Raw genomic sequence first — 12,753 nt, 5'->3', positions numbered from 1 at the left:
TGTCTATTCTTGAAGTCAGTGTGGGCCATTTGCGGACGCGCGCCCCTCAACGCGCCGGCCAATGCCACGACGGGCGATCCAGCAGTCCCTGATCTTTCACCATCGTCTCGCCGAAATCCTTGCTGAGCTGCAAGGCGTTGCAGCGCTCGTCCTGCTGGAGCACGGACAACAGGCGGGCCGAGTGCGATACGACCCACACTTGAGTCGAGCGGCTCGCCGCGATGATCAGGCGCGCGAGCGCGGGCAACAGATCGGGATGCAGGCTGGTTTCCGGCTCATTCAACACCATCAATTGCGGTGGGCGCGGCGTGAGCAGCGCGGCTATCCATAGCAAGTATCGCAACGTGCCGTCGGAGAGTTCCGCGGCGCTCAAAGGTCGCAACAGACCGTGCTGATGAAAGTTCACCAGAAAGCCGTTGCCGATCTGCTGGATGCCGATCGACGCGCCGGGGAAGGCGTCGGCCACCGCCTGGTTGAATCGTGGCACATCGCCGATCTCGCGAATCGTTTGTATGGCCGCCGCGAGGTCGTGACCGTTGTGACTCAGCACCGGCGTGCGCGTGCCGAGTTGCGGCTGACGAATGGGGGAGTCGGCGTCGGTGCGGAAATGATCGTAAAAGCGCCATGAGCGGATCTCTTCGCGCACGGTGAGAATTTCCGGCGCGCGTTCGGCGTCGAGAATTTCAGTGAGCATGCTGTCGAACGTCGCGAGCTTGGACGTGATGATCCGCCACTCGCCGTGCTCATCGCGGGTGCGGACCACAGGGCCGCGACGGTCGACGAGCAGCGAGGAGGGCCGGAGCTTCGGTCCGGTCCAGATGCACTCGCGCTTGATCTCCGGATCCAGCCCGAAAGCGGACGTGCCAGGCGTGGGCAGGCCCAGGTCGATGGCGTAATTGAATTCGGTGGCGGCGAATCCCAGCTTCAGGCTCACCGGCTCGCGTCGCGGCCCCCCTTGGATGGGGACCTCGCCCAGCTTCATCGCCCGGGTAATCGTTTCCGGGCCGGCCCAGAGCGTCGACGACAGGCCGCCCTCGCGCGCCAGGGAGGAGATGACGCTGCCCTGGGCGGTATCGGACAGCAGCCGCAGCGTGCGGTAGAGGTTGGACTTGCCGGTGCCGTTCTCGCCGCTGACGACGTTCAATGCGGTCAGGGGCACGATCACCGTGCGCAGCGAGCGGTAATGGGCGATGGCCAGCGTGGTGAGCATGAGATCCCTGTCGGCACAACGACTTGGCCGATTCTACCCGGGTCACAGTTCGGTCCGGTGGCGGCCCGGTTTTCTTGACAGCCCGGAGGCGAGCCTTTAGCGTTCGTCCTGCGCCGATTTGAGTTCAGCTTGCGGGCGCGTAAGAAATACGGCTAAAGCGAAGCAAATCCTGCTTGAGCTTTGGCGAGCGGTTTTTTTTATGCCTGCTTGCCGGACCATTTCCCCGGTCGCCGTCTCTTTCCCGCCAGCCCTCGTCGACGCCGTGAACCAACGGAATAAGGCTGGAGACTGGCGTGAATCCTTCCATTGTGGTGCTCAAATTCGGCAGCTCGGTATTACAGACCGAGGCGGACCTGCCGCAGGCGATCGATGAGATCTACCGTGAATGGCGGGCCGGCCGGCAAGTCATCGCGGTCGTCTCCGCCTTTGCGGGCGAGACCGATCGGCGCTTCGCGCAGACGCGGGCAGTCACGAACGATTTACACGAGCAGGCGGCCTGGGTGGCGGGCGGCGAAGAAGAGTCGGGCACCAAGCTGGCGGCGGCGCTCGTCGCCAACGGCGTCTCGGCACGCTATGTCGATGCGCGCGACGCTGGCTTGCGCGCGCATGGCGAGCCGCACGAGTCCACGCCGGTCTCGTTGAACACCGGCTATCTGCGCGATCATCTGCGTGATCACGGGGTGCTGGTCGTCCCCGGTTTCATCGCTCAGGACATTCAAGGCCGCACGGTGTTGCTCGGCCGCGGTGGTTCGGATCTCACGGCGCTGTTCCTCGCCAAGAATCTCGAAGCGCGCTGTCGACTCTTGAAAGATGTCGATGGCGTGTATGAAAGCGATCCCGCCGTGCTCGAGAACCATGCGCAACGTTTCAATCGTCTGAGCTGGCGCACGGCGCTGGAAATCGGCGGCCGCATCATCCAGCCGCGCGCGCTGCAGTTCGCGCAGTCGCATGGCCAATCGTTCGAAGTCGCCTGCGTCGGTGCCAATTTGTACACGCTGGTCGATCAGGGCCCCGACGACATCGCGAGCGTGCCTCACGAAAATATCCAGCCGCTGCGCGTCGTGCTGTTGGGGTTGGGCACGGTCGGTCTGGGCGTGTACGCGCATCTGATCCGCCGGCCCGATTTGTTTGAAGTGGTGCGGGTCGTGGTGCGGGATCTGGACAAGCCCCGTCGCATCGACGAAGCGAATCTGGAAGTGCCGAAGTCGCTGCTGTCGACCGACGCTTGGGCCGCGGTCACGGAGCCGGCGGATCTGGTCATCGAGACCATCGGCGGCCTCGAGCCGGCCGGTGAAATCGTGCATGCCGCGTTGTTGCGCGGCCGGGCGGTAGTGACGGCAAACAAAGCGCTGATTGCGTCCCGCTGGTGGGAGAAGCTGGCGCGTTTCGCCACGGGCAAGCAGCCGCGCTTGAAGTTCGGTGCGGCGGTGGGCGGTGCTGTGCCGATCCTCGAGACGGTGACCGCGCTGGCTCGTCAATCCGGCGTTACGCAGGTCCGGGCCATCCTCAACGGTACGTGCAACTTCATACTCGATGCGTTGGAGCAGCGGATAGACTTCGACACGGCCGTGGCACGCGCGCAGGCCGCTGGTTTCGCCGAAGCCGATCCGCACGACGACCTGGTGGGATTGGATGCTGCGCGCAAACTGGAATTGATCGCGCGGGCCGCGTTTGGCGAGGCTGCGCATGTCGAGCTGAATGTGCGCGGCATCGTGGGCGTCACGGCCAGTCAGGCCGCGCTGGTTCGCGAAGCAGGCTCGAGTTTGAAGCTGGTCGGCAACTGCGAGCGAAGTGAAGGGCAGGTGCTCGGTGTAGTGAAACTTCACGAGCTGCCCGAGAGTGATTTCCTCGCCGGCGCCCGGGCGGAACAAAATCGCGCCGAGATAGTGGCGGGAAATGGCCAGGTAGTGCGTCTATCCGGGAAGGGCGCGGGCCGGTGGCCGACCGCACTTTCCATTCTGGGCGATGTCCATGAATACTTGCGAGGCAGGCGCATCGCTTTACCGGACGAGCAGGTGCAGCCCGCGGTGGTGAATGCATGATGGATAACACTGACAGGAACCTGGAAGGGCATGAAGAAATCGTTGCTGCTGATCGCGGCGCTCGCGCTGCTGTCTGGATGTGCCAAACAAGAGCCGAAAGCGGTGACTTCCGCTGCTGCCCCGGCCGCGGCGAAGCCTGAGCTGGGAGACTTCGGCTTGGACCTGACCGCCGGCAATCCTCAGGTCAAACCCGGCGACGATTTCTTCGCATACGCCAGCGGCAAGTGGTACGACACGTTCGAGATTCCGCCGGATCGTTCTTCCTACGGCCCGTTCCACAAGCTCAACGACCTGTCCGAAGAACGGGTCAAGAGCCTGATCGAGAAGGCCGCGCAAGCCAATCCCGCGGCCGGCACGCCGGAACAGAAAGTCGGCGATTATTTCGCCAGCTTCATGGACGAGGCGGGCATCGAGGCCAAGGGCATCGCGCCCATCGAGCCGGAGCTCGCGCGCATCCAGGCCGCCAGGACCAAGAAAGACATCGCGACGCTGTTCGGTCTGCCGGGCTACATGTCCACGTTCGGCGTGGGCATCTCACCGGACGCCAAGAATCCCAGCGTCTATTCCATCGAGATCGGCCAGAGCGGGCTCGGCCTGCCGGATCGCGATTACTACCTGAAAGACGACGCCAAGCTGAAAGAGCATCGCGCCAAGTACGTTGCATACATCGAGCAGATGCTGACGCTCGGCGGCGTACCGGATGCGGCCAGGAAGGCGAAGGGCATCCTGGAATTCGAGACGGCGCTGGCCAAGGTGCAGTGGCCGTTGGAAAAGCGTCGTGACGCCGAGGCGAACTACAACCCGCGCAGCAAGGCGCAGCTGCTGGCATACGCGCCGGGCTTCGATTGGCAGGCGTTCTTCGACGCGTCCGATGTCGGCACGCGTGAGAAGTTCGTGCTCGGTCCGCTCACGGCGATCCGTGATAGCGCGAAGGTGTTCGACAAGGCTTCGGTGGATACGTTGAAGGATTACCTCACGTTCCATCTGCTGCGCTCGAATGCGTCGTTCCTGCCGAAACGTTTTGATCAAGCCAACTTTGCGTTTTATGGACAGCAACTGCGCGGTCAGCCGCAACAGCGTGAGCGTTGGAAGCGCGGCGTCGCGCTGACTGGCGATGGCCTGGGCGAGCTGGTCGGCCAGGTGTACGTCAAGGAATATTTCCCGCCCGAATCCAAGGCCAAGATGGAAGGGCTGGTCGGCAACCTGCGCGCGGCCTTGAAGGAACGGCTGGCGACGCTGAGCTGGATGAGCGCCGACACGCGTAAACGCGCCGAAGAGAAGCTCAATACGTTCGTTGCCAAGATCGGCTATCCCGACAAGTGGAAAGACTACTCGGCGCTGGATGTGAAGCGCGACGACATCATCGGCAATGTGCGCCGTGCGTCGCTGTGGGATTGGAACCGTCAGGTGGCGCGGCTGGATCAGCCGGTGGACCGCGACGAATGGTTCATGAACGTCACCGACATCAACGCTTACTACAACCCGCTCAACAACGAGATCGTATTCCCGGCCGCGATCCTGCAGCCGCCGTTCTTCGATCCGGCCGCCGACGACGCGGTCAACTACGGCGGCATCGGTGCCGTCATCGGGCACGAGATCGGGCACGGCTTCGACGATCAAGGCCGCAAGTTCGCCCCCGACGGCAGCCTGACCGACTGGTGGACCAAGGCCGACGCCGATGCGTTCGGCGCCAAGACCAAGGTGCTGGTCGATCAGTACTCGTCGTTCGATGCGCTGCCTGGCTTGAAAGTGAACGGTGCCACCTCGCTGGGCGAGAACATCGGCGACCTCGGCGGCCTCAACATGGCGTACGAGGCATATCACAACACGCTGCAAGGCAAGCCCGCGCCGGTCATCGACGGATTGACTGGCGATCAGCGGTTCTTCCTGTCCTGGGCGCAGGTGTGGCGGACCAAGATCCGCGACGAGGCGCTCCGTGCGCAGGTGTTGTCCGATCCGCACGCTCCGCCATATTTCCGAGTGAACGGCGCTGTGCGTAACATGGACGAATGGTATGCCGCATTCGACGTGAAGCCCGACGAGAAATTGTTCCTGCCGCCGGAGCAGCGAGTCAAAATCTGGTGAGGTCCCGCCGGGCCTGGCTCGTGGCCATGCTCGGCGTCGCCACGCTGTCCGGCTGCGCCAAACCCCCTCCCGAGCCGCCGCCCGCGCCTCCGCCACTCAGTAAACAAGGGTTGTCGCTGTCTTCCTGGAAGGCAGCGAGCCCCGATCTGCACGACCGTCTGTTGCTCGCCCACGCTGCCGCGAAGGGCAACACCGAGGCCATGGTCATGGTGGCCACGGAGGTCGGTAAGACGGCCGAGGTCGCGGCCGCCATCGCCGCGCTCGGCGGCGACATTCAAACGCGGTTCGACGAAGTGGGTTATCTACGCGCGCGTCTGGCGCTGGATCGCTTCGCCGAGGTCGGTGTGCTACCGAATGTGCTGATGGCGCATCTGGAGGGCGGCGGCGAGCACGGGTTGTATGAGAACGATCGCGATCGGGTGCGTTATCCATTGAATGAGCAGACGCGTCCGTCGGCTTCCGTTCCGGCGCAGTTCGATGCCACGAATACGCTGCTTGGTGCCGACGTTGGCTCCTTGTCTGCCTCGCTCGCCATCGAAATCGAATCTCTCCTGACCGCCGCGGCCAGCGGCGAAAACAAAGTCATCGGACGCGACGACGCTGCCGGCCGATTCCCGGGCGGCGGTCTGGATCTGTTCGCGCTCATGGCCAACCGCGCTTTCGAAGTTCACAGCACGCCGCTGTTGTTTGCCGCCGGTGCCTTCGGTCGCGTCGAAAGCGTGACCGGGGCGTCGAGTGGACGACGGGTGATGGCCGTTGGCGAGTTTGCGAACGAGCGCATTCCGGAAGTGGCCTCGCTGGGACCGGCCGTTGACGGTGCCTCGAAACCCGATCTGCTCGCGCCCGGCGGGTTTGCACGAGCTGCCAGCGAGACCGACGCGCTGATCGCCGCTGCGCGGGCCGAGAGTCTTCCCGCCGATGCGCGTCACATCGCCTGGGCGCTTCGCATGAGTGCGCGACGAATCGAGAGCTTTCAGCCGCACGAGCAAGGCTTTGGCGTCATCGACACTGCGCGTGCCCTCGAATTGTTGAAGCAGCTCCGCGATCGGAAGCTGGACTTGCCCGATATCCAGACGCGCGCGCCGGTGAAAACGTATCTATCGCGTTTCCTGCCCGAGCCCGGTGTGGGGCAGGGCCTGTATGAGCGCGAAGGCTGGCGGGTGCGCCAGAAGGATACGCGCAAGATCACCTTGCTTCGCCAGAGTGGTGCGGCCACGCCGCTGGTCTATTCACTGCAGTGGCAAGGCAACGATGGAACATTCGCCACGACGGCGACCGAGGTCTCACTGCCGTTCAACGAGTCGGTCGACATTCCGGTCGAGATCTCCGCGTCGGCGGCGGGCGTTCACAGCGCGCAGCTGTATCTGATCGACAAGGCGAGCGGATTGCCGGTGCATGCGCTCATGACGACGATCATCGCGGCGGAGCCGTTCACCGCCGGGAACAACTATCGCGTCGAGCAGCGCGAGCAGTCGCTGCCTGGCGCGACCGCGACAAGATACTTCGTCGAAGTACCGCCGAACATTTCCTCGCTGCGTCTGGATGCGGGCGTCGGCGCAGGGCAGATGCAAGTGATGCTCACGGGCGGCGCGCTCGATCTGCCGTCGTCCAAGGTGATTGCATCGAATCCGCCGGTCGTGTTGCTCGTGCCGTATCCGCCACCGGGCGTGTATGAGATCACGGTGCTGCCGACGAACTCGGGCGCAAAAGATGTGCGCCTGGCGGCGTCGATCCGCTATGTCGATTCCCAACTGGACGAGAAACCGCCGGGCGACAACAGCAACACGCTTTGGATGAACAACATCTACGCACCGTTGCAGCGTAGTGAAGTCATCGCCGAAGTCGGCGCGCGTCGGTCGCTGAAGGATGTGGGTGGGCCGAGTGGCATGCGGGCTTACAACGTTGCGGTGGAGCCGGGCAGCACGACTCTGCGAGTCGCTGCGTCGCCGCCGGATGGTCGGTCGCGTCTCGGGCTCTACGTGTATGACTGCGTCACCGGCACTTGTAAGTTGTGGGGCAGTGAAGTTTTCACGCGACCGGTCACCAAGACGGTTGTCGTTCCCACGCCGCGTCCCGGCATGTGGCGAGTCGTCGTCGATGCCACGGCGCCGGGCACGGCATTCGAGTACACCCAGATCGTGACCCATCCTCGCTTCGGCACCGGCACGGTGGCCGGCGAGAATACGGAGCGCCGCACCGGTGCGCGCTGGAACCAGAAGGTGAGCTTTCAAGTGAGCGCAGCGCCTCCTTTTGGCCATGACCTGGTCGGGGTGATGGATGTCATCGATCCGAACAGCGAAGCCGACGAGCGCGCCGCGCCGTTCAGCGATTGGCGGGCGAGCGGCGATGCACGCAATCAGCCGTTGCGTCCGTTGCGCTTGAGCACGCAGGTGATGCGGCTGGCTGTCAGGGGGACTCGCCCCTCCGGGTCATGACAAGTCGGGTCGTGAATTGGTGAACCCGGGTGCGCACGTCCATTCCTGGCGTTGCGCGCTCAAGTCTCGTATAACCGGCTCAAAACGGAGAACCGTATGAGCACTGAATTTGCTGATGTTGGTCTGATCGGGCTGGCCGTGATGGGCGAGAACCTGGCGCTCAACATGGAGAGCCGCGGCTTTCGGGTCGCCGTTTTCAATCGTACGACGTCGCGGGTCGATGATTTCGTCCAGGGCCGCGCCAAGGGCAAGCGCTTCATCGGGGCGCATGACTTGAAGGAATTCGTCGGGTCTTTGCAGAAGCCGCGCAAAATCGTGATGCTGGTGAAGGCCGGCGTCGCGGTCGATCAGCTGATCGATCAATTGCTGCCTCTGCTGGAGCCGGGCGACATTCTGATCGATGGCGGCAACAGCTTGTTCACGGACACGATCCGTCGCACCAAGCGAGTCGAAGGCAGCGGCATGCTGTTCGTCGGCTCCGGCGTATCCGGCGGCGAAGAGGGCGCGTTGAACGGTCCTTCGCTGATGCCGGGCGGCAGTGCCGCCGCGTGGCCGCACATCAAGCCGATCTTCCAGGCGATCGCCGCGCGCACTCCGGACGGCGAGCCGTGTTGCGACTGGATGGGTGAGAACGGTGCCGGCCATTTCGTGAAGATGGTCCACAACGGCATCGAGTATGGCGACATCCAGCTGATCGGTGAAACCTACGATGTGATGAAGCGCGTGCTGGGCATGAGCAATGCCGAGATGCACGACGTGTTCGCCGACTGGAACCGCGCCGAGCTGGACAGTTATCTGATCGAGATCACCCGCGACATTCTCGGCTTCGTCGACAAGAACGGCGAGGCGACCGTCGACAAGATTCTGGATGCGGCCGGTCAGAAGGGCACCGGTAAATGGACCGTGATCGAGGCGCTCGATGAAGGCACGCCGCTCACGTTGATCGGCGAGGCAGTGTTTGCTCGCGCGTTGTCGGCGGCGAAGGAAGAGCGCGTGCAGGCGTCGAAACAGCTGAAGCCGGTGGTGAGCGAGTTCCGGGGCGATCGCAAGCAACTCATCGATGATCTGCGCCAGGCGTTGTATGCGTCGAAGATCATCAGCTACGCGCAGGGCTATCAACTGATGCGCGCGGCGGCGAAGACTTACCAGTGGAATCTGAATTACGGCGGCATTGCGCTGGTCTGGCGCGCGGGCTGCATCATTCGCTCGGCGTTCCTGGGCGATATCAAGAAAGCGTTCGAGCGCGACGCGCAACTGGTCAATCTGCTGCTCGACCCGTTCTTCCGGGACGCGGTGTCGACGCGTCAGGCCGGCTGGCGGCGAGCCATCGTCGCGGCGGTTCAGAGTGGCATTCCGGTGCCGTGCATGAGCGCCGCTTTATCGTATTTCGACGGTTATCGAGCGGAGCGGCTGCCGGCGAACCTGTTGCAAGCTCAGCGGGATTTCTTCGGCGCGCACACGTACGAGCGCATCGATCAGCCGCGTGGACAGTTCTTCCACACCGACTGGACGGGTCACGGCGGCGCTACGACGTCTCGTTCATATAGCGCGTGATACAGCCCGCGAGTTGCTTGTCAGTCATCGAAAGAAATACCGCGGGCGATATGAGTTGAATATCGCCCGCCGATGGGACAGGGTGCCGATACCACTTCTCTCAAGTGGGGTGGAGAAACACCGCCGGCAACGGATCTGCTGGGTGTCGGCGCGCCGCGGAACACACTCCGCGGCGTCCGTTATTCCTTAGAACTCCTGCCAGCTCGCGTCGTCGCCGCTCGCCTTGGCCATCGGGCGCACAGCGGGGCGGCTCACCGGCTTCGACACCTTACGAGTCGGCATCGGACGCACGTTCGCACTCGGGGCCGAAGAAACATTCGAGCTGTACGAGACAGGCGCCGCCGCGGCGTGATGGCTGCCGGCTGTCGAGAAGAACGACATCTTGTCGACCAGCGCCTGCGCCTGCTGTTCCATCGCCTTGCTCGCCGCTGCAGCTTCCTCGACCAGCGCCGCGTTCTGCTGAGTGGTCGTATCCATCTGCGTGATCGCGGTGTTCACCTGGTCGATGCCGCTGGCCTGCTCTTCGCTGGCGGCCGAGATCTCGGCGACGATGTCGGCGACGCGTTTCACGCTCGCAACGATCTCGTGCAGCGACTTGCCAGACTCATCCACCAGCGCGGTGCCGGCCTGGACCTTGGCGACCGAGTCGTTGATGAGATCCTTGATCTCCTTGGCGGCCGTCGCGCTACGCTGCGCGAGGTTACGCACTTCGCTGGCGACGACCGCGAAGCCGCGGCCTTGTTCGCCGGCACGCGCCGCTTCCACCGCCGCGTTCAGCGCGAGCAGATTCGTCTGGAACGCGATCTCGTCGATCACGTCGATGATGTCGGCGATGCGCTTGCTGGAGGCGCTGATCTCGCCCATCGCGCCAACCGCGCGGCCCACGACGGCACCGCCACGATCCGCCTGATCCCGCGCACCGGTGGCGAGCTGGCTCGCCTGACGGGCGTTATCGGCGTTCTGTTTGACGGTCGCGGTCATTTCTTCCATCGAAGACGCGCTCTCTTCGAGCGCAGATGCCTGCTCCTGCGTACGCTGACTCAGGTCGTCGTTGCCGCTGGAGATCTGCCGAGCCGCCGAGCCGACGGAATCGGCACCGAGGCGCACCGTGCCCACGATGTCACTCAGCTTGTTGTCCATGTCCTGCATGGCGCGCAACAGGCGACCGAACTCGTCTTTGCCGTTGATCTCGATCTCATTGCCCAGCTTGCCGCCGGCGATGCGCTCGGCCGTGGCGACCGCGGCGTTGAGCGAATTCATCATGGAGCGGATCAGCAGCATGCCGAGTACAGCGGCAAACGCGCCGGCGATCAGCATGGAGGCCCATGAGATCATGGTGGCCTGCCGGTACGCGGCCACGTTGTCCGTGTTGGCTTCTTTACCCAGGCGATCCTGAATGTCGACCAGCCGGTCCGCGGCGTTCATCATCTCCTGGATCGCGGGGCGCAGCTGCTGAACGCGCAGCGTGCGGGCTTCTTCGAGCGCGCCGGCGCTGAGTTTCGCGAACACGCTGTCGCGCACCGCGCGGTACACCTCGCCTTTCTGATGGAAATCATCCGCCAGCCCCTTTTCTTCCTTACCCGCCGGCAGCGCTGTGTACTTCGCCCACAGCTCGTCGATGAGCTTGGAATCGCGCTGCTGGATGCTGTGGTATTCGCCGATCAGCTGCGTATCGCCGTTCATCAGCGCGATGTCCAGGGCGCGAACGCTGTCCCGGCGCAAGGCGGCGATCTTGTTGACCAGGGCGGCGGATTGAAACTGATTGCCGTACAGCTCGTTCAATCGGGCGTTGGACTGCTTCAGGCCGTTCAGACCCAGCAGGCCCACGCAGAACATGGCCAGCGCCAGCAAGCTCAGCGTCATGGTCAGACGCGCTTTGACGCTGAGATCGGACATACTCATCTTCAACTCCTCGGCACGCAAATGCAGTGCCACGACATCGTGGCGTTACGAGGAGTCGCATCGGCGCGCCTTGGAGCATCTGAAAGCAGGGTTGGCAGATTCAGGAGGCACCTGATCTGCGTACGCCGGGTTGTCCGTCAGTAAGAACCGCTTACCGGCGGTAAACCTCGGAGAATTCCTAGGGAAAAGTCTTAGCCGCGCCGGCTAGCGCGGATTCACCGGCTGGCTCGGCGGCGGCGGACGCATGCGGTCGCGCTTCTGGCCGAACTGCATTTCCAGGGCAACGCCGATTTCGGGGCTGGCTTCCCGCTCTTCGATGAGCCGCCGGCGCGGCCAGGACACGCCGCCGCGCACTTCGAGGATCAGCCATTCAGGCGTGAGCTGGCGACGCATGATCAGGCGCACCGCCGTGCGTGTCAGCGGCACTTCATTGTCCGTCGCGCCTTCCACTTGCGCCTGCCATGCCAGGCCCGTGCGCTGGCCGACGCTTTGAAACAAGGTCAGCTGCGAATACCACTCCATGCCGATGGTCTCTTCGGTGAACTTGCCCAGGTTGCTCCAGCGCAATAGGAAACGATCGGAGAAGACCCGATCCAGATTGAGACGGGTGGTGGTGCCGAAGCCCTCGGTGTTCTGCCAGAACACGGTTTCGCGGGCGCTGAATACATAGCGATCGGCGAACGACCGGACGATTTCATAGCGGGCGCGCGCATACGGATCGAGCGGCAGGTCGATGCGCACGCCGACGCCTGCATCGAAATCGTTGCCGGTGCGTTCGGGGCTGGAATAGCCCAGGCCGACCAGCACGCTTTCATCTTCGAGCGTGCCGAACTGACGCGTCGGCAACGCGTCGAAATCGCCTTCGGTATCGCTGATGTAGTCCTCTTCGCCGACGCGACCGGCGAACGCGGAAATACGGTTGTCCCATTGCGGCAGTTGCAGGCGCGCTCGGAAACGCAGGCGTGGATCGAAGCCGTCGTAGTCGCTCCACAGGCCGCCCGCGGTCACGGTGCCGTAAGTGGCGTGATATTCATCGCGATAGATCTGATCGCCAAACAAACCATCGAGCCATGCCGATGAGGCGCAGGCGGTCACTGTGAGCGTCCGACGCACACGCTGTAGGACGCCTTGTTCCGCCGGCTGCGCGCAGATCTCCATCGGGCCGGTGTCGTCGGTCTTGGGTTCCGGCTGCGGGCCTTCGGCTGCCGGGTCCTTTTCAGGCTCGCGCTCCAGCGTGCGCGGATCGCCTTCGTTCTGCTGAAGCACGGGATCGCGCAGCGGACCTTGATTCACGTCCTTGGGATTGACCACTTCGGGCTTGTCGCCCGGTTGCTCCACCTGTTCCGGCGCGTCGTCGGCCACGGGGGGCGCGGGCTGAACGGGTTCAGTCTGCGGCGGTGGCGGCGGTTGCGTCGCCGGCTCGGGCGTTTGCGCCAGGGCTTGCGTGCTTCGAGCCAGTGCCCAAAGCAGCGCGAGCGCTACCGCCAGGCTGGAGTGCCGCGGCATGGTGCGCCTTCGAGCTGTT

General features: G+C 63.8%; 7 protein-coding genes. 4 read left to right on the top strand and 3 right to left on the bottom strand.

Going from position 1 to position 12,753, the window contains the following annotated elements; translation table 11 throughout:
- Nucleotides 1-46: 46 nt before the first annotated feature.
- The gene (locus EKO19_RS06395) at nt 47-1,210 is read right to left on the bottom strand and encodes an AAA family ATPase (protein WP_129775516.1); all 1,164 of its coding nucleotides are present in this window, start codon (nt 1,208-1,210) and stop codon (nt 47-49) included.
- A 293-nt stretch (nt 1,211-1,503) separates the two neighbouring features.
- On the opposite strand from EKO19_RS06395, the gene EKO19_RS06390 reads away from it, so the two are divergent.
- The 4 genes from EKO19_RS06390 (at nt 1,504) to gnd (ending at nt 9,326) form a co-directional block, all read left to right on the top strand.
- Nucleotides 1,504-3,252 carry a homoserine dehydrogenase gene (locus EKO19_RS06390; protein WP_129775515.1) on the top strand — a complete coding sequence of 583 codons (1,749 nt, stop codon included), beginning with the start codon at nt 1,504-1,506 and terminating at the stop codon, nt 3,250-3,252.
- A 30-nt stretch (nt 3,253-3,282) separates the two neighbouring features.
- Nucleotides 3,283-5,337: a M13 family metallopeptidase gene (locus tag EKO19_RS06385; RefSeq protein WP_129775514.1), complete on the top strand. Its 2,055-nt coding sequence runs from the start codon at nt 3,283-3,285 to the stop codon at nt 5,335-5,337.
- The gene (locus tag EKO19_RS06380) at nt 5,334-7,772 is read left to right on the top strand and encodes a hypothetical protein (RefSeq protein WP_129775513.1); all 2,439 of its coding nucleotides are present in this window, start codon (nt 5,334-5,336) and stop codon (nt 7,770-7,772) included. Before EKO19_RS06385 ends, EKO19_RS06380 begins: the two co-directional genes overlap by 4 nt.
- Before the next feature lie 96 nt (nt 7,773-7,868).
- Entirely contained in the window at nt 7,869-9,326 is a 1,458-nt protein-coding gene (gene gnd / locus EKO19_RS06375) for a decarboxylating NADP(+)-dependent phosphogluconate dehydrogenase (protein WP_129775512.1), read from the top strand.
- 186 nt (nt 9,327-9,512) lie between these two features.
- On the opposite strand, the gene EKO19_RS39455 is transcribed toward gnd, so the two are convergent.
- Both EKO19_RS39455 and EKO19_RS06365 read right to left on the bottom strand, forming a co-directional pair.
- Nucleotides 9,513-11,228 carry a methyl-accepting chemotaxis protein gene (locus EKO19_RS39455; RefSeq protein WP_129775511.1) on the bottom strand — a complete coding sequence of 572 codons (1,716 nt, stop codon included), beginning with the start codon at nt 11,226-11,228 and terminating at the stop codon, nt 9,513-9,515.
- Nucleotides 11,229-11,432: 204 nt separating this feature from the next.
- Nucleotides 11,433-12,734, bottom strand: a complete 1,302-nt coding sequence (locus tag EKO19_RS06365) for a hypothetical protein (protein WP_129775510.1) — start codon at nt 12,732-12,734, stop codon at nt 11,433-11,435.
- Nucleotides 12,735-12,753: the final 19 nt, after the last annotated feature.

It is taken from the genome of Peristeroidobacter soli (assembly GCF_004138485.1).
Taxonomy (GTDB): Bacteria; Pseudomonadota; Gammaproteobacteria; order Steroidobacterales; family Steroidobacteraceae; genus Steroidobacter; species Steroidobacter soli.
This window is presented reverse-complemented; position numbering and strand designations above follow the sequence as displayed.

Bases quoted from the DNA above. Each gene is read 5' to 3' on its own strand.
- EKO19_RS06395 (WP_129775516.1), bottom strand. From the start codon at position 1,210: ATGCTCACCACGCTGGCCATCGCCCATTACCGCTCGCTGCGCACGGTG.
- EKO19_RS06385 (WP_129775514.1), top strand. From the start codon at position 3,283: ATGAAGAAATCGTTGCTGCTGATCGCGGCGCTCGCGCTGCTGTCTGGA.
- gnd (WP_129775512.1), top strand. From the start codon at position 7,869: ATGAGCACTGAATTTGCTGATGTTGGTCTGATCGGGCTGGCCGTGATG.
- EKO19_RS39455 (WP_129775511.1), bottom strand. From the start codon at position 11,228: ATGAGTATGTCCGATCTCAGCGTCAAAGCGCGTCTGACCATGACGCTG.
- EKO19_RS06365 (WP_129775510.1), bottom strand. From the start codon at position 12,734: ATGCCGCGGCACTCCAGCCTGGCGGTAGCGCTCGCGCTGCTTTGGGCA.